Genomic DNA, 16,319 nt, shown 5'->3' with positions numbered 1-16,319 from the left:
GTTCCCAGGGCCAGCGTCGCGGTGAATAGCAGGAGGAGCCAGGCGGGTGGGTGCTGACGCGCGCGACATGACCCGTCTTCGATGTTTGACGAACATCGAAGAAGTTAGCACGGGTACAGTGCTGCCATGGCGCGTGCAACCCATCCCGACATCGAGTCGGTGCAGCTGACGGACGTTCTGCACGCACTGGCCGACCCCATCCGGCTGGGCCTGGTGCAGTTGCTCAGTGACGATGAGGAACGGGCCTGGGGGCAGCTCGACGCGCCGGTGGCGCCCAGCACGCTGAGTCATCACCTCAAGGTGCTGCGGTCGGCAGGGATCACCCAGACGCGCATGGAGGGCACGCGGTGCTTCGTCCGCCTGCGGCGAGACGACCTCGAGGAGCGCTGCCCCGGTCTGCTGGATGCGACGGTGGCGGTCGCGTCCAGCCCGGGGTCGGGGCTGACGCCCATCGGGATCAAGCAGGAGTCGTGACGGTCAGTATGAACGGGGGCGCGGCAGTGTGAGCCAGACACCCACCGGATCGCGGACCGGACGCGGGGTGGCGGCGTTCGTTGCTGCCGGGTGCCTGGTGGCCGCCGTCGTGGTGGGTGGGCACCCGGTCGTGGGCCCGATGGTGGCTGTGGTCGCGCTCGTTGTGGTGGCCCACGGGGCGCGCCGGCAGGGCGGTACGGTGACGGGTGCGGGGAGCGTGGCGGCACTGGCGCTCTGTCTCGTGGCCGCGGTCTGGACGCTGCGGGGCGCGGGCGCAGCGCTCGAGGGGGTGGGTGTCCCCGGTGCCGCTGGGATCGCCCTGTGGCCGGTTCCCCTGGTCCTGGCCGTCGGCCTGTACGTCGTGCTGAGCCGGTGGCGAGCCCTCCATCTGGTGACGGACTGGTTCCGTGCCGGGACCGTGAACCGGACCGGGGCGTGGTTGACGGTCGCGATCGTGCCCGTGTCCGCCCTGGCGCTGGTGATCTGGTCGTGGGCTGCCGCCGAGGACGGTGCCGGGCAGAACGCCTACCGCCAGCTCGCGGAGAACCAGGGCGTGCCCGTGCTCGTCCTCGGGGCGCTGGCGTTCTCGGCCGTGAATGCCGCCGCCGAGGAGTCCGCCTACAACGGGGTCGCGCAGCGGGCGCTCGGACTGGACCTGCGGGGGCCCGTGGCCGTCGTGCTCTCCGCCGCGATGTTCGGTGCGTCCCACTGGTACGGGTTCCCCAACGGGTGGTGGGGCGTGTGCCTCGCCGGGGTCTACGGCCTGGTGCTCAGCGTCCTGCGGCAGGTCTCACGTGGGCTCCTGCTGCCGTGGGTGGCCCACGTGCTCGCCGACCTCACGATCGTGGCCGTCCTGATGACCCTGTGGTGACCCAGCACGGCGCGTGAAGCGGTTGCGTTGCCCCGGTCGGTTGGACACGCGGTTCATGCTCGACGTGGTGCCCGATGGCCTCGGAGCGTCACCGTTGCCTCGTGTCGTCCTCGCAGCCGGCATCTTCACCGGCGCTTTCCGTCCTGTGGTGCAGCAGGTTCCTCGCCCCGGGACCTTGGGTGCCAAGCGTGTCCTCGGGGTTGACCAGGGTGCAACGGTCGACGGACAAGCACCCGCAGCCGATGCAGTCTGTCGCGGCGTCGCGCAGTGCGACGAGTTGGTCGATGCGAGCTTGCAGGTCCTGGTGCCACGCCGCGGAGACCCGCTGCCAGTCCCTCGTCGTCGGAGGGTGATCGTCAGGCAGCTCGGCCAGCGCCTCAGCGATGCGCGCGAGCGGTAGCCCCATACGTTGCCCTGCGCGGATGAAGGCCACACGTCGCAAGGTCCGGCGAGGGTATCGGCGCTGGTTGCCTGCGGTGCGTCTCGAGGCGATCAGGCCGAGGCTCTCGTAGTAGCGGAGCGTGGGGGGCGACACGCCAGCACGACGGGCCAACTGGCCAATCGTGATGTCGTGGCTCTCGTGCACATCGCTGAGCGTGCCCCCTCTGTGTCTTGACTTCAAGTGGACTTGAGCATGCAGTGTCTTCGGCCATGAGCACAGAGACCTCCCGCGGGGGTGACCCCAGGTTCTGCTGGTGGGCCGCGGGCAAGACCGTTAACAACGTGGCCGGCTTCCTTTGGTGGTTGGCGCATGACCGTGCCTGCGATCGCACGACAGGGCCGAGGCGACGTCCTGCGCCAGCGAGAGGAGGGTGGCGGTGAGCGGTGGTGACAGGTCCACCGGTCGTCTCTGCAAGGTCTTCTCGGGCCCTGTGCGCTGGCGGCTGGTTGCGGCGGTCTGTGCCCTGGCGGTGGCCAGCGTCGTGCACATGGTCCTGCCGTGGTTCCTCGGGCGGATCGTCGACGAGGGTCTGCTGGCCGGCGACCGTGGCGCGCTGATCGGGTGGTCCGTGGGCCTGTTCGGGGTCTCTCTGCTGAACCCCTTGTTCTATGTCATGGGGTATCGGCAGATGGGTTTGGCGGAAGCCGAGGTCGAGCGCCGCCTGGCCGAGGAGCTGGCGTCTGCTCTGACTGTCAGCCGGCGGCCGGGGAGGGTGAGCCGTGCCCCGGGGGACGTCGTCACCCTGCTGTCCACCGACGGCCGGGACGTGGCTGCCCTGTGTTCCACCGTCGGCCATGGGGTGATGAATGTCGTGGCGTTCACGCTGGGCACCGTCATGGTGTGGCGGATCGACCCGGTGCTGGGGGGAGTCCTCCTCGTCGGGGTCGTGGCTGCCACGGGGATCGCGGGCCCGCTCCTGGGGCGGCTGACGGGGCATCAGCAGGGGTACCGCAGCGAGCTGGCCGAGCTGGGACGGCAGGCGAACGACTTGGTCAGCGGGCTGCGAGTCCTGCGCGGCATCGGGGGTGAGGGACAGTTCCTGGCCCGCTACACCGCACAGTCCAAGAGCCTGCGTGGGGCGGCCCATCGGATGACGGTCTCCGGCACGTGGGTCCAGGCCCTGCAGCAGGCGGTCCCCCTGGCGTATCTGGCGGTCATCACCTGGGTGGGAGCCCGCTTGGCGGTGGCCGGTTCGATCTCGGTCGGAGACCTGAGTGCGGCCTTCGGCTACGCCACCGGCCTGCTCATGTACTCGGGGTCCCTGTTGGGCAACGCCCAACAGCTGGTGGCAGCACGGGTGGGGGCTTCGCGCCTTGCCCACGCGCTGGCACCTCGAACCCCGGACGGGCCGGAGGCCCCCGCCGGACACGACAGGTCGTCGGCCGTGGATGTCGTGCTCGCAGATCTGCCGGTGTCACAGGGCATGCTGACGGTCGTCGTCACGGATCACCCGGCCGGGGTCTCCGGCATCTTCCACCACATCGCCCGGAGCCCGTATGAGGCGAGTCGTCTCCTCGCCGGTCACGGTGATGTCGCACCCCTGAGGGTGCTCGTGGTGGACGACGGGGACCACCTCTTCGCCGGGTCGCTGCGGGACGTCGTGAACACACCCGACGACACTGCCGCACAGCGCGCCCTCAGCGTGGCTTGTGCTGAGGACGTGGTCGTACGCGGGGGCGCGGGTCTGGACGGATGGGTGGCCGAGGGGGGACGCAACCTGTCGGGAGGGCAGCGTCAGCGTCTCGCCCTCGCCCGGGCGGTGGCGGCGGATCCGGACGTGCTGCTGGCCGTCGATCCGACGGTGGCGCTGGATGCCGTCACCGAGGCGGAGGTGGCACGACGACTGGCCCGGTGCCGACGGGGCAGGACCACCGTCGTGGTCAGCCCGTCGACGGTGTGGCGCAGGCACGCGGATCGCGTGGTCGAGTGGGGACCGCTGCCCGCGACCAAGAGGGGGGAGGCCCGGTGAACGTCCTCCGTGACTCCCTGCTGCCCGTCGCCTCGCCTCGCACCGTCCGACGAGCCGGCGCAGCCGTTCTGGGGCGGGAAAGGTGCACGGTCCTCCTCATCTGCGTGCTGTACCTGTCCGCGGCAGCCGCCGGAGTCGCCCTCCCGGTGGGGTTGGGGAAGGTGGTGGACGGCGTCCGGGAGGGCTGGACGACACAACAGGTGGACACCACCTGCGCTGCCCTCCTGGGATGCGTTGCGCTCCAGCTGCTGCTGACACGCGCCGGCCGGTGGACCGCCCACCGCTTCGGTGACCGTGCATCGGCCGCGATACGTGAGCAGGCGATGGCCAGGGTGCTGCGGCTACCGATGAGAACCATCGAGCGGGCGGGGACAGGCGATCTGGCCACCCGCGTCACCGGGGACGTCGACGTCGTCGCCACGATGTTCCGTACGACGGGTCCCGAGATGGCGGCGGCCGCGCTCGAGGTGGGTGTCGTGGTGGGAGCGGCGTTCCTGGTCGACCCCTTGCTGGCACTCCTGCTGGCCGTCGTGCTGCCCCCGCTGGTGGTGGCCGGGCGCACCTACACCCGTCGAGCCCGCCCTGTGCTGATGTCCGAGCGGGCGGCTCTGGGCGACCTGTCCACATCCCTGACGGCCACCGCAGTCGGACGGCGGACGGTCGAGGCGCACGGCCTCGGGGCGAACCGTGCTGCCCAGGGCCGTGACCTGGCCGGACGCCGACGGGCGATGCAGCACCAGGTCCTGAACCTGCGGTGCTGGTTCCTGCCCACGCTCGACCTCGCGTACACCCTGCCAGTGTTCGCCATCCTGTGCGGTGGGGGCCTGATGGCCCTTGCCGGGGGCGTCAGCACAGGCTCGGTCGTGGCGTGCACGATGCTGGCCTACCGCCTCTCCGGCCCCCTCGACCGCATCATGTACTCCCTGACCGAGCTCGAGGAGTCTATGGCGGCCCTGTCTAGAGTCGAGGGCCTGGGCCTCCTCCGCCCGGACCCCCGGACCCGACGACCCCGTGGCAGCGGAGTCGAGCTGCAGGACGTGGTCTTTAGCTACGACGACCACCAACAGGTCCTTCGCGGCCTGAGCCTTGCTGTCGCTCCGGGAGAGCACCTGGCTGTCGTCGGTCCGTCGGGAGCCGGGAAGTCCACGGTGGCCTGGCTCGTCGCCGGGATCGAGCGTCCGCGGTCCGGCCACGTGCTCGTCGGAGGGGCGCCCACCGCGGAGATCGACGCAGAGGTCATGCGGCGCACCGTGATGCTGCTGAGCCAGGAGCAGCACGTCTTCGCCGCCACGGTGAGGGACAACCTCACACTGGCACGGCGCGGCGCTGACGACGCCACGCTGCTGGATGCCCTGCACCGGGTGGGTGGCGCCTGGGTCGCAGACCTGCCCGACGGTCTCGACACGCTCGTGGGCGAGGGAAACCACGTCCTGTCGACCTCGCAGAGCCAGCAGATTGCCCTCGCACGCGTGCTGCTGGCCGACCCGGCCGTGGTCATCCTGGACGAGGCCACCGCCGGATCCGGCCCCCGCAGATCCGGGCATGAAGAGGTGAGCGTGGCGTCGGTACTGGCGGGGCGGACACGCATCACCATCACGCACCAGCTTGCCGCTGCCCTGACAGCCGATCGGGTCGCCGTCATCGAGGAGGGCCGTATCTCCGAGGTCGGACCTCCAGCGGAGCTTCTCGCGCGCGAGGGCAGCCTCTCGCGCCTGTGGCAGATGGCTGGCGGGATCGTCTAGTTGTACTGACCGGAGACGTTGATTGAGGCTCCGCCACCTTCGGGGGTACTATTGAAGTAGCGTCGCGTGCCGGTGGCAGTCTGTGCCAGGCATGGAGGCGCCGAACCTCTGGGAGGCCGACGGTGTTATCGCCGCACCCAGCGTCGCCGCGTGACTGATCGCGAGCGTCCAGTCCAGAACACGTCAGCAGATGGCCAGCGCTTCGCCGGTCACTACCGCCGACTTCTCGCACCCCTAGGCCCATGTGTCCTCACATGGGCCACTCTTGCATGCCCAAAAATCGATAGGAGACATCCATGACTGCCCGGTTCAACCACATCATCATCCCGGCCCATGACGCCGAAGAATCCGCCAAGTTCTACCGAGAGCTGCTGGAGGCCAAGTCAGCCCCCGCCTGGGGACCCTTCGCCCACGTACTGCTCGACGACGGCGTGCTGTTGCAGTTCGTTCGTCCGCCCACCACCTTCAGTGAACTGCACTTTGCCTTCCTAGTCGACGACGAGCACTTCGCTCGCACTTTGGCGTCACTTATCAGCACCGAAACCGACTACTGGGCAGACCCCCAGCGAACGCTTCGCGCCCAGATCCGCAGCGAGGAAGATGCCCGCGCTCTCTACGTCCTTGACCCATTCGGCCACCTTGTCGAACTTCTTACCCGCCCATACGTCTAGCTGTACTGACCGGACACGTTGATCAATCGGGCCGGTGAAGGCGTCGAACGGATTCGACGTGGTCTGCCAGCTCGCCGTCGGTGAGAGGGGGCAGTCGGAGGAACCATCGGTACAGGAGGGGAGCCAGCAGAAGCTCTGTGGCTCGCTCGGGTTTGTCGAGTCCGTCGGCAGCAACCACCCGCGCGAACTGCTGCTGCTGGCGCTGAAGAAGGGCGGTGTGGAACTGACGTGCGATCACCTCGTCGCTCTGGACTGCGGCGGCCAGCATCCGTAGCAGCGAGGCTCGCGGTTCTGACGCGAGTTCGGCGCTGGTCGCCTTCAGCGCCTCGAAGAGCTCGGGGTAGCTGCCCGCGGGTTCGGGCACAGCAGATTCCGTCGCCAGGGCGTCGAACAGGAGTGCATGGATCGATGGCCATGTGCGGTAGAGCGTTTGCTTGCCGACGCCGGCTTCGGCCGCGACTCCTTCCATGGTGAGTGCGTTAGGGCCGCCGCGTTCCGCGAGGCGCAGGACGGCGGAAAGAACGCGAGCGGCGGTGGCAGGGCGGGCCATGCCACCAGTATAGAAACGAGACGCACCGTCTCGTAACGTGCTTGAATGGGCCCATGACAACACCGAAGACCTGGTTCATCACCGGTGCGAGCAGCGGCCTCGGCCTTGCGTTGACCCGACGGGTGCTGGCTGTGGGTGATCGCGTCGTTGCAACGAGCCGGCGGGGAGTGCTCCCTTTGCAGCACCCGTCTCTGAGCGTGGTGCGGCTCAACCCGGCCGACCGGGATGAGTGCCGGCGGGCCATCCTGAAAGGTCACGAGACCGCGGGCTGTCTCGACGTCTTGGTGAACAACGCGGGCTATGGCCTCGTCGGTGCCACTGAGGAAGTCAGCGAGGAGGAAGCGAGGGCCATCTTCGACGTCGACCTTCTCGGCCCCTTGTGGCTCACGCAGGCTGCTCTTCCGCTGATGCGCGCCCAGGGCAGTGGTCACATCGTTCAGATCTCGTCGACCGGCGGAGTCGGTGCCATGCCCCTGCTCGGGCTCTACAACGCCGCGAAGTGGGGTCTCGAGGGGTTTACCGAATCCTTGGCGGGCGAGGTGAGCTCGATGGGTGTGCGAGTCACCCTCGTTGAGGTCGGCGCCATGGACACCCAGTGGGCGACCTCGGGGATGCAGTTCAGTGCACCAATTCCCGCGTATGACGAGCTGCGCGAACGACTCTTTGGAACCGCCGTCGTGCCATGGCCAAGCGAGCCTGGGGCCACGGGCGGCGGGTCGTCGCCGGAGGCCATCGCCGAGGGAATCCTTGCCCACGTCACAGCACCAGAAGGGCCCCTGCGGCTGGTCCTCGGCGAGGGAGCCGCCGACCAGATCCGCATGGCCCTCGATCAACGCCAGCAGGACTATGCAGGTCAGCCGGGATTCCAGGTCGACCACTGACCGGCGTCGAACAGTCGGCTGCGTTCATCGACTGGGCGGAGTCGTTCAGGCCGGCCCTCAGCGGCGGACCGCTCCACGTTCGCAGTCGCGTCATGAATTGCCCGGAAGGCAGGGCACTTCGGGTGGCCTGCCTTCCCGCTCTGAGGAGGACTTATCAGCCACGCCAACGCGGCTCTGACACCACGTCACCGCCTGAAGGTCGCCCGCCTCGTCGTGGACGACGGGTGGCCGATCAGCGAGGTCGCCGCCCGCTTCCAGGTGTCTTGGCCGACCGTGAAGCGGTGGGTCGACCGGTACCTGGCCGGCGAGTCCATGCAGGACCGGTCGTCACGCCCAAGATCGTCGCCGCACAAGACCGCTAAGACGGTGTCAAAGCGGTGCGTGAGTCTTCGAATGCGACTGCGGGAAGGGCCCGTTCAGCTCGCTTCCCGACTCGACATCGCACCGTCCACCGTGCATCGCATCCTCACCACGGCGCGCCTGAACCGGTTGTCCTACGTGGACCGCGCCACCGGTGAGCCCGTCCGCCGATACGAGCACCCACACCCCGGGTCGCTGGTGCACGTCGACGTGAAGAAGGTCGGGAACATCCCTGACGGTGGCGGCTGGCGCTACGTCGGCCGCCGCCAGGGCGAGAAGAACCGCGCCGTCACCCCAGGCAAGCCACGCAATCAGTACGGCGGCCCCAAGCTTGGGTACGCCTTCGTGCACACCGTCATTGACGACCACTCACGCGTCGCGTACACAGAGGTCCATGATGACGAGACGGCCGTCACCGCCGTCGCCGTCCTTCGCCGAGCGGTGCAGTGGTTCGCCGGCCATGGCGTCACCATCGAGCGGGTGCTGTCGGACAACGGTGGGGCGTACCGCTCGCACCTGTGGCGCGACACCTGCGATGCCCTGTCGATCACGCCGAAACGGACCCGCCCGTACCGCCCGCAGACCAATGGGAAGGTGGAGCGCTTCCACCGGACGATGGCCGACGGGTGGGCCTACGCCCGCTGCTATACCAGCGAGCAAGAACGCCGCGACGCGCTCGAGCCGTGGCTGGGGCACTACAACGAAGTACGGCCGCATACCGCGTGCGGTAACCAGCCGCCACTCACCAAACTCAGAGCGGCTGGCTACTCTTCGGTGGCTTCGACGCCCACGCCGGGCGGCTCCTCGGTGAAGAACTCGGGGTCGGAGTAGGGAAGGATCGTCCAGTGGAGATCCTCCGCCGAGTCGATCCGGCTAGGAACGGAGGCGTCTTGTTGGCGGGTGTGGTCCTGGATCAGGTGCATCTGAACTACCTTGGCCGCTCGACGCATCTGCTCCACGATCCCCCCGGCGGGTATGTCCAGCGGCGAGGAGATCCGGTCGGCTGCACGGTCGACGTAGAAGCCAGCCTGCTTGTCGAGGTTCCGCTGCCGCGCCAACCCATGGAACGTCTCCAAGTCCGGCAACTGGTAGTACTCGATCCGACGGTCTGGGTCCCAAAATCCACCCAAGCCTGACGCGAACTGCTCCGCCACCTGCAGCTTTTCTGCGTGTGGTGCGCGGGTGGTGCGTAGGGCGTCGGGAACCTGAACCAGGCCAGGTTCGCGAGGTTGCACTCCGTAGAGGCCCAAGGGTGCACTCCACTCCCACTCGGCGGCCTCGTAAAGCCAGCGTGCCTTCGCCACTTCCTCCATCGCGAGCACCAGGAGCGCCTGAGCCCGGCCGGCACTGCCCCGGTCCGCCAGGGCGTGGGCATCCTCCACAAGCGCCACCGCGTTCGCCATCAGGGACTTCCACCATCGGCGCGCGAAGTCTGCGCCGACCTCTTCAACCTGCGGCTCGCCCATGCAGCGAGTATCTCGCGTCACCGGCCGATCCTTGATCAACGTGTCCGGTCAGTACATCTAGTCGCCACCGAGCGGGCCGAACCGCGCCCCGTATGGACCTCGGGTGTGGGAGCGTGAGTCGCTGATCGCCCCTGGTCGCGACAAGTTCGGCTATCGCGTCTACCACGATGCCGACGTTCAGGCAGCGATCGTTGTGCAGACACTGCGGGGTGCGGGCTTGGGGATTCCGCGAGTCCGTGAGGTGATGGCGGGTGCGAAGAGGGGATCTGGCGTCCAGGACCTCATGCGTGCCCTCAACCAACGCGAGAACGAACTGCGAGTACAGAAGCGTCGGGCCGCGCGCGGGGTCAGTTCCGTGCATCGCTATCTCGAGATGAGTCAGCCCTCACCAGCCGGCAGTGGCTGTGGGTGCGACTAGTCGGTGGACAGGTGCGGTGCCGTGTCGGGGGGGGGGGGGGGGGGGGGGGGGGGGGGGGGGGGGGGGGGGGGGGGGGGGGGGGGGGGCACGCTGGCAGTCTGACCCTCATGACTCCTGATGAGCCGCCTGCCCTGCTGCGCCAGGTTGCCCTGCCGCGTGACCTGGGGGACGGACTGGTTCTCGAGCCGCTGGGTCCTGAGCACGCTGCGGACTTCGCGCGGCTCGTAGAGGCCAACCGAGAGCACCTGGGGCGGTGGATGACGTGGGTGTGGTCGCCGTTCGGCGAGGAGGCTGCTGCCGCCGAGGTCGCCCGGTTGAGTGCTTGGGAGGAAGGCGCACGGACGGTGGCTTTCGCTGTCGTCAGGGACGGGTGCATGGTCGGGTTCGCCCAGCTGTTCGGCATCGGGTGCTTCCATCTGGGCGCGGAGGTCAGCTACTGGGTGGACCGGGCGGAGGCCGGGCGGGGTGTTGCGACCGCCGTGGTGCGCGAGCTGTGTCGGCTCGGTTTCGATGACCTGGGGTTGCACCGCATCGAGCTGCGGTGCGCGGTCGAGAACGTGGCCTCCCAGCGGGTGGCGGAGAAGGCCGGTTTCCAGTGTGAGGGGTGCTGCGTGATGCGTGGCGAGTGCGGGACGTGTGGCAGTCGCTGGTGGTGTACTCGCGGTTGGCGGGGGACGCCACTCGGGTCCGTGGAGGGGTTGGGCAGGTTGGGGGAAATCCCACCATGACGGCTCAGGACCTCAACGATGTGCTCGAACTTGAGCGAGAACTGCAGTCCCCTTCCGCGAGAGGTGATGCCCATCGTCTGGCTGAGCTTCTCTCACCCGAGTTCGTCGAGATCGGGGCCTCCGGAAGGCGATGGGACCGGGCGGCGATTCTGGGCCTCCTCTCCCAGGAGCCCTCCGATTCTGACCGCCCCCTCATCGAGATGAGCAACCTCGAGGCGCGGACTCTGTCCCCGGGGCTGGTCCAGGTCTTCTGGGATTCTGACCAAGGGGGGCGACGTGCACGGCGCACATCCCTGTGGCGATCGGCGCCGGCCGGCTGGCAGCAGGTCTATCACCAGGGGACCTTGCTTCCCTGAGGGCTACAGCGGTGAGGTGCTGATGCCGTCGAGAGACTCCTCTCGAGAGAGTCAGTTCCACTGATGCAGCCCGATCCCCAGGGTCGCGGCCACCCTCTCGCTCGCGACCTGTGCCCTCGACTCTTCCCAGGCGGATGAGTTCGTTGATCGCGTTACGGGACGAGCCGCTGGGTCCTGAGCGCTGCGGACACCACCGCCGGTGGGCGAAGCCGCCCCCGCACCTCGCGGTCAACGCGGTGCGCGGACGAGGCGGTCACCCAGCGGAGTGCGCAGGTGCCAGACAGTGGTGCCTTCGCGATGCCGGTCAACCAGGCCGGCGGACGCGAGGACGTCGAGATGGTGATGGGCGGTCGACAGGGCAATGCCCAGGGCCTGAGCGACGTCACTGGTGGCAGCGGGGAAGTCCAGGTGGGCCAGGGCGCGGGCTCGTGTGCGACCGACCAGGCGGTCGAGGGCCTGAGTCGGCGGGGACGCCCAGTCACTGGTGGCGTTGCGAGCGGGGTAGAGAACCGTGGGTGGCCGCGCCGGGTCGGTGCTGGTCTGGACGTTGGGCCAGCCGAAGATCGTGGGGATCAGGATGAGCCCACGGCCGGGCCCGGTGTCGTCGGCATAGTGGGATGAGGTGCGCACGATGGCCTGCCCGGTCCACATGAGGGTGGGGTGCAGTCCGTTGATCATGGCCCCGAAGCCTGTGCTCGCGACGCTGGCTGCACGAGCATGGATGTCTGCCAGCAGAATCTGGCGCATGGCCGGCCAGAGCGGCGCGACTGCCTCCTGCCAGAGGGCATCGACGGCCTCGGCGAGAGCTGCCGCGGTGCCGTCCGGATCGTCGGCCAGGCGGCCGATCGTGGTGGGGTCTGCCCGGCCGTCCTGAGCGAGCTCGTCCAGCTGGGCAGTGATCTCGTCGGCAGAGGTGGCGCGGATCAGCTCCGAGACCGAGGCGGGGTCTTCCGTCATCGGGGTGAGGAAGTCAGGGACGTAGCCCCGGGCGGTGACGACCTGGGTGAGCGTTGTGAGTGATGTGGTGGGAGCGGCGGCACGAATGTCGCGCAGGAGCGCCCGATGGGCGGGGAACCGTGCTGGCGCCACCAGTGCCCGGACGATCCGGACGAGCTCGTGGACCGGGGAGGTGGTGAACCTGGCCGAGGCGACGTCCGAGGAGTCCAGACGGATCACGATGGACTTTCGATCCATCTCGAAAGAGTAGCCGTCGCCCGGTGGGACTGACAGCGTGACGGCCATGACTGCGACCCCTTTGCCCTACGCCTCCGAGCCCGTCGCCTCACCGTTCGGGTACGGCATCCATCACGTTCAGCTGGCCATCCCACCCGGTGCCGAAGACGAGGCGCGAAGCTTCTACATCGATCTGCTCGGCCTCCTCGAGGTCGCCAAGCCACCGGTGCTGGCCGCACGAGGTGGGCTGTGGGTGCGTGCCGATCGCCTTGAGATCCATCTCGGCATCGAACAGGACTTCCGTGCCGCGGCGAAGGCTCACCCGGGGATCTTGGTCACTGACCTGGACGCACTGGACGGTCACCTGACCGGCCAGGGCGTGGCGACAACCTGGGACGCCAACTTCCCCGGCATGCGCCGGTTCTACGTGCACGACCCCTTCGGCAACCGCATCGAGTTCCTCCAGCCTGCCACGGGGTGAGGGCTCCGTCCCCTCACCCGTAGTGGTACCGGCAGGCTGCGATGCGGATCTCGTCCTCGGTGACCTTGTGGACGAGGCGGTGCTCGTCGGTGATGCGGCGGGACCAGTACCCGGCGGGGTTGTGCCTCAGGGCCTCGGGCTTGCCGGTGCCCTCGCTGCCGTTCCGGGCGACGTCCTTGAGCAGGGTGTTGATCCGCTTGAGCACCTTGCGGTCCCGGGCCTGCCACCAGAGGTAGTCCTCCCAGGCGTTCTCGTCCCAGACCAGGCGCACGTCAGTCGGTCTCGATCAGCTCGTGCTCGGTGCCGCCGCCGGCCTCGAGGCGGTCCATGGCGTCGAGCAGGCGGCGGGCGTTGGCCGGGGGCCGCATCAGGTGGGTGGCCTCCGGGGAGGGCCCGCCGTCCGGGTGAGGGACTGGTGTGACGCCTTGGCGGCCGGCGCCGGTCATCGCGCTCAGGAGCCACCCCGTGAGGTCCACGCCGTGTGTGGCCCGAGCCCACTGTCCGGCACTCAGCAGGGCGATGGCCTGGTCCGTGGTGACGACGCCGAGGGGGTCGGCTCCGGTCGTGCGGGCGACGGTCTGCCGGGCGTCGTCCACGAGCGCCACGATGCGCTGCCGTCCGTCGGCCAGTCCCGTGGCGACGTCCGGGTCGCGCAGCCCCTCGGTGGAGAGGGTCAGGCGCGCGACGAGACGGGTTCCGGCGGACTGCTGCCAGTGCCCCAGGAGGTTCGCGATCAGGTGCTGTGGGCCGGGGGCGGTGTTGCCGTGGGTCGTGCGCGAGTCGCGGAGGGTCTCGACGAGGTCCTCCAGATCCGCGACGTCTCGCGCCGCCAGCCGGTCCACCACGCCCACGACGAGCTGCTGGCGGGTGCGGAAGTGGTTGGAGGTCGAGCCGGAGGGGAGTCCCGCCTCGGCATCGACCGCGCGGTGCGTCAGGCCGCGCATCCCTTCCCGTGCCAACACCTCGATGGCGGCGTCCGTCACTGTGTCTCGCCGGCTGCTGGCCGCTGGCTTGCTGTTCACCACGACAACTGTAGTTAACTACATCTGTAGTGGTCACCTTGGAGAGTGGGGCAATGATGGACGTCGTGGTGGGTGGTGGAATCGCCGGGCTGGCGACGGCCGTCGGGCTGGCCCGAGCCGGTCGTGCCGTCACGGTCCTGGAGCGGCGGGAACGGATCGAGGAGCTGGGCGCCGGGATCATCCTGTGGCCCAACGCCCTGCGCGCCCTCGGCGAGCTGGGGCTGCGGGAGCAGGTGCACGGCGTGGCGGAGCTCGAGGCCGTCGGCGGCTTGCGACGGCCGGACGGGGAGTGGCTGAACCGTGTCGACGGCCGGCGGTTCTCCGCGGCGCACGGCGAGGTGGCCGCCATCCACCGCGGGGATCTCATCGACCTGCTCCACGAGGCCGCCGTCGAGGCGGGGGTGGAGATCCGGTGCGGGCAGGAGGTGGTCGGCGTCGAGTCCGGCCCGCAAGGCGGCGCCACGGTCGTGGCGGCCGGTGGTCGGCACCTCGTCGCGGACCTCGTCCTCGGGGCGGACGGGTTGCGCAGCGCGGTGCGGGAGGCGGTGTTCCCCGCCGCAGGGGCGCCGCAGCCGACGGGCCTCACCGCCTGGCGCTGGGTCGTCGACGCCGAGGCGCCCGGGCTGCCGGCACCCCTCGTGCCGAGCGTCACGATCGGCGCCGGCACCGAGCTCGGGATCGTGCCCCTGCCCGGGAGCCGGGCGTACTGCTACTTCTCCAGCGTCCGGAGGCCTGACGGGACGACGCCGGGGCCCGAGCAGTGCCGGGAGTGGCACGACCCCATCCCCTCCCTTGTGGCCGCGGGTGAGGCCGGCGGCATGCTCTGCCACGAGCTCTGGGACCTCCCGCCACTCCCGAGCTTCGTCCACCCGAACCTGCCGGTGGCGCTGGTGGGCGACGCGGCCCACGCCATGACCCCGCACCTGGGGCAGGGGGCGGCGCAGGGGCTCGAGGATGCAGCTGCGCTGGCGTGCCTCGTGAAGACGACCGGCGACGCCCGTGAGTTGCTGGGCGCCTACGACCGGGAGCGAGGTGACCGGGCCCGCGCCGTCCAGCGGGCCTCCCGGCAGGCGATGGGGGCGCTCACGATCACGCACCCCGCCCTCGTCGCCGTGCGGGACGCCCTGATCAGGCTCCTGCCGGGCGTCGTCGTCGAGCGCGCGATGGCCCGCTGGGTGCGAACCGGCTGAGCGCGGCCTTGAGTGTTGGGGCGGGGATCTCGCTGGACGGCGCGGGTCGGCGAGGGACGATCGTGCGCACGGATGTGGAGGACGAGATCTCAGCGGGGTGGGCCGGGGTTGACCAAGCTGATCCGACGGCGACGATCGAGTACTTCCGGGCGTGGCGTGATCGCGACCCCGGCAGCGGGGTGCTCACCTTCGAGCTGGCCAGTGCCTATGACTGGGCCGGGCGGGAGCAGGAGGCGATCCCCCTCTACGAGCAGGCGATCCGGAGTGGGCTAGCCGCTGACCGTGATCGGCAGGCGCGCATCCAGCTGGGGAGCAGCCTGCGGAACGTGGGCCATCCGGCCGAGGCGGCGGAGGTCCTGCGCGGGGCGGTCGCGGACTACCCGGACAGTGGCGCCGCGGTCTGTTTCCTGACGCTGGTCACGGAGCGGCAGGTGGACGATGACGTGGCGGACTACCGTCGGCCACTCTCGGCCTATGCGCAGGAGCTGTGGGCCGAGGGCGGCTGACCGCCGAGCCCACGTGCGGCCCTGAGCCGGCTCCGCCTCAGAGCGCCTGGGCCCAGCGCCCGTGGTGGTGGGTGAAGTACGCCGGGGTGCCGTCCTGCGCGAGCACGAAGGACGACGCTCGTGGCGAGCGCGGCATGCCCGGCAGGATGCTCGCCCCCTCGTTGGCCAGCCACAGGTCCGCCTCGGCGCGCACCAGGTCGGCGAACTCCGCCCGCACCCGGGGCGGGACGTAGGCCAGGACGGCCGAGTGCTGCACCACCACCGTGGCTCCCGGGGCCGCCCGGCGGGCCTGCGCCACCAGTGCCGGCAGCCCGGCCAGGAGGTCACCCCGCACCAGGTGGATCTCCTCGCTCCGGGCCACACCCACCGCGGCCCGGAGCCGCTCGCGGCGCTCCTCGTGCTCCGGCCAGACGAGCGTCTCGAGCCAGTCCGTCGCCTCCCGGTCCCGGACGTCCAGCGGGTTGAGATCCAGCCCACCCCGCCACACCACCTCGGGCAGACGCTCCGGCGCGGGCAGGCCGCGCAGCTCGCACTCCAGCACCACGGACGAAGGCCCGTCCACGGGATCCAGGGTCAGCTCCGCGTCACCGGTGAAGCGGTAGGAGTACCGGTCGGGCAGCAGGCAGAGACCGGCGGCCGCACCCACCTCGAGGAGCGCGACGGGGCCCTCCACCCGGGACAGGGCCGGGAGCAGCGTGGCGCAGCGGGCGGCCTCGTTGGTCTGGGTCGACCGGCTCTCGATGGTCGATCGGACGGCCGGCCACCGGGTCGTCAGCACCTTGCGCAGCGGGGCGTAGTCGGGCCGGGAGGCCTCCGCCCCGTGCGCGCGGGCGGCCGCGAACACCAGATTCGGCTGGCGCTTGGGCTCGGGCAGCTCCGTGAGCAGGGCCAGCACCTCGTCGTCCTCGGCGACCCCGGCAGCCCAGGCGGTGAATACCGGCGAGTCCCCGGCCTCGTGCGCGGCGAAGTTCCGGTAGAAGTCCCGGGTCGGCAGGTCACCTTCGACAGAACGCATGCCG

At 69.8% G+C, this 16,319-nt stretch carries 20 protein-coding genes; 13 read left to right on the top strand and 7 right to left on the bottom strand.

Annotation, left to right across the window (positions count from 1 at the left end):
• Positions 1-126 precede the first annotated feature (126 nt).
• Both CFT82_RS05925 and CFT82_RS11880 read left to right on the top strand, forming a co-directional pair.
• Complete coding sequence (locus CFT82_RS05925) at positions 127-474, top strand: ArsR/SmtB family transcription factor (protein WP_012801635.1); 348 nt, start codon at positions 127-129, stop codon at positions 472-474.
• Positions 475-502: 28 nt separating this feature from the next.
• Complete coding sequence (locus CFT82_RS11880; protein WP_200815050.1) at positions 503-1,345, top strand: CPBP family intramembrane glutamic endopeptidase; 843 nt, start codon at positions 503-505, stop codon at positions 1,343-1,345.
• A gap of 88 nt (positions 1,346-1,433) precedes the next feature.
• On the opposite strand, the gene soxR is transcribed toward CFT82_RS11880, so the two are convergent.
• Entirely contained in the window at positions 1,434-1,931 is a 498-nt protein-coding gene (gene soxR, locus CFT82_RS05915) for a redox-sensitive transcriptional activator SoxR (protein WP_012801637.1), read from the bottom strand.
• A 232-nt stretch (positions 1,932-2,163) separates the two neighbouring features.
• On the opposite strand from soxR, the gene CFT82_RS05910 reads away from it, so the two are divergent.
• From CFT82_RS05910 to CFT82_RS05900, 3 genes are all read left to right on the top strand, one after another.
• The gene (locus CFT82_RS05910; protein ID WP_088818066.1) at positions 2,164-3,756 is read left to right on the top strand and encodes an ABC transporter transmembrane domain-containing protein; all 1,593 of its coding nucleotides are present in this window, start codon (positions 2,164-2,166) and stop codon (positions 3,754-3,756) included.
• On the top strand, positions 3,753-5,498 hold the full coding sequence (locus CFT82_RS05905; RefSeq protein WP_012801639.1) for an ABC transporter ATP-binding protein: 1,746 nt from the start codon (positions 3,753-3,755) through the stop codon (positions 5,496-5,498). Before CFT82_RS05910 ends, CFT82_RS05905 begins: the two co-directional genes overlap by 4 nt.
• A gap of 296 nt (positions 5,499-5,794) precedes the next feature.
• Entirely contained in the window at positions 5,795-6,169 is a 375-nt protein-coding gene (locus CFT82_RS05900) for a VOC family protein (RefSeq protein WP_088818064.1), read from the top strand.
• 22 nt (positions 6,170-6,191) lie between these two features.
• Here CFT82_RS05900 and CFT82_RS05895 read toward each other — a convergent pair whose 3' ends face one another.
• A complete protein-coding gene (locus CFT82_RS05895) occupies positions 6,192-6,719 on the bottom strand; it encodes a TetR/AcrR family transcriptional regulator (RefSeq protein ID WP_088818063.1) in 528 nt (175 codons plus the stop codon).
• A 53-nt stretch (positions 6,720-6,772) separates the two neighbouring features.
• On the opposite strand from CFT82_RS05895, the gene CFT82_RS05890 reads away from it, so the two are divergent.
• The gene (locus CFT82_RS05890; RefSeq protein ID WP_088818062.1) at positions 6,773-7,600 is read left to right on the top strand and encodes an SDR family NAD(P)-dependent oxidoreductase; all 828 of its coding nucleotides are present in this window, start codon (positions 6,773-6,775) and stop codon (positions 7,598-7,600) included.
• Between the two features lie 153 nt (positions 7,601-7,753).
• Positions 7,754-8,791 (top strand): IS481 family transposase, encoded by a 1,038-nt coding sequence (locus CFT82_RS05885; protein WP_088818061.1) that lies wholly within the window; start codon positions 7,754-7,756, stop codon positions 8,789-8,791.
• Here CFT82_RS05885 and CFT82_RS05880 read toward each other — a convergent pair.
• Positions 8,725-9,426 carry an AbiV family abortive infection protein gene (locus CFT82_RS05880; RefSeq protein WP_088818060.1) on the bottom strand — a complete coding sequence of 234 codons (702 nt, stop codon included), beginning with the start codon at positions 9,424-9,426 and terminating at the stop codon, positions 8,725-8,727. The genes CFT82_RS05885 and CFT82_RS05880 overlap by 67 nt on opposite strands.
• Before the next feature lie 103 nt (positions 9,427-9,529).
• Between CFT82_RS05880 and CFT82_RS12330 the strand changes: the two genes are divergently transcribed.
• The 3 genes from CFT82_RS12330 to CFT82_RS12325 all read left to right on the top strand — a co-directional run bounded on the left by CFT82_RS12330 (position 9,530) and on the right by CFT82_RS12325 (position 10,928).
• Positions 9,530-9,844: a MerR family transcriptional regulator gene (locus CFT82_RS12330; protein WP_012801640.1), complete on the top strand. Its 315-nt coding sequence runs from the start codon at positions 9,530-9,532 to the stop codon at positions 9,842-9,844.
• A 107-nt stretch (positions 9,845-9,951) separates the two neighbouring features.
• On the top strand, positions 9,952-10,572 hold the full coding sequence (locus tag CFT82_RS05870; protein ID WP_088818059.1) for a GNAT family N-acetyltransferase: 621 nt from the start codon (positions 9,952-9,954) through the stop codon (positions 10,570-10,572).
• Positions 10,569-10,928: a nuclear transport factor 2 family protein gene (locus CFT82_RS12325; RefSeq protein ID WP_041291018.1), complete on the top strand. Its 360-nt coding sequence runs from the start codon at positions 10,569-10,571 to the stop codon at positions 10,926-10,928. The genes CFT82_RS05870 and CFT82_RS12325 overlap by 4 nt, the downstream gene beginning before the upstream one ends.
• A 228-nt stretch (positions 10,929-11,156) precedes the next feature.
• Here CFT82_RS12325 and CFT82_RS05860 read toward each other — a convergent pair whose 3' ends face one another.
• Complete coding sequence (locus CFT82_RS05860; protein ID WP_088818058.1) at positions 11,157-12,170, bottom strand: ArsR/SmtB family transcription factor; 1,014 nt, start codon at positions 12,168-12,170, stop codon at positions 11,157-11,159.
• Between CFT82_RS05860 and CFT82_RS05855 the strand changes: the two genes are divergently transcribed.
• A complete protein-coding gene (locus CFT82_RS05855) occupies positions 12,169-12,582 on the top strand; it encodes a VOC family protein (RefSeq protein ID WP_088818057.1) in 414 nt (137 codons plus the stop codon). The genes CFT82_RS05860 and CFT82_RS05855 overlap by 2 nt on opposite strands.
• 13 nt (positions 12,583-12,595) lie before the next feature.
• On the opposite strand, the gene CFT82_RS05850 is transcribed toward CFT82_RS05855, so the two are convergent.
• The gene (locus tag CFT82_RS05850) at positions 12,596-12,853 is read right to left on the bottom strand and encodes a Txe/YoeB family addiction module toxin (RefSeq protein WP_088818056.1); all 258 of its coding nucleotides are present in this window, start codon (positions 12,851-12,853) and stop codon (positions 12,596-12,598) included.
• Position 12,854: 1 nt separating this feature from the next.
• The gene (locus tag CFT82_RS05845) at positions 12,855-13,604 is read right to left on the bottom strand and encodes a TetR family transcriptional regulator (protein WP_234994292.1); all 750 of its coding nucleotides are present in this window, start codon (positions 13,602-13,604) and stop codon (positions 12,855-12,857) included.
• A 53-nt stretch (positions 13,605-13,657) separates the two neighbouring features.
• On the opposite strand from CFT82_RS05845, the gene CFT82_RS05840 reads away from it, so the two are divergent.
• The gene (locus CFT82_RS05840) at positions 13,658-14,794 is read left to right on the top strand and encodes an FAD-dependent oxidoreductase (protein WP_088818055.1); all 1,137 of its coding nucleotides are present in this window, start codon (positions 13,658-13,660) and stop codon (positions 14,792-14,794) included.
• Positions 14,795-14,856: 62 nt separating this feature from the next.
• Positions 14,857-15,300: a tetratricopeptide repeat protein gene (locus CFT82_RS05835; RefSeq protein WP_159461871.1), complete on the top strand. Its 444-nt coding sequence runs from the start codon at positions 14,857-14,859 to the stop codon at positions 15,298-15,300.
• Positions 15,301-15,337: 37 nt separating this feature from the next.
• Here CFT82_RS05835 and CFT82_RS05830 read toward each other — a convergent pair whose 3' ends face one another.
• Entirely contained in the window at positions 15,338-16,315 is a 978-nt protein-coding gene (locus CFT82_RS05830; RefSeq protein ID WP_012801650.1) for a DUF2332 domain-containing protein, read from the bottom strand.
• Positions 16,316-16,319 lie beyond the last annotated feature (4 nt).

Source organism: Kytococcus aerolatus (assembly GCF_900187395.1).
Classification (GTDB): Bacteria; Actinomycetota; Actinomycetes; order Actinomycetales; family Dermatophilaceae; genus Kytococcus; species Kytococcus aerolatus.
Note: the sequence above shows the minus strand (reverse complement) of the source record. Positions and strands in the feature narration are given on the sequence as shown.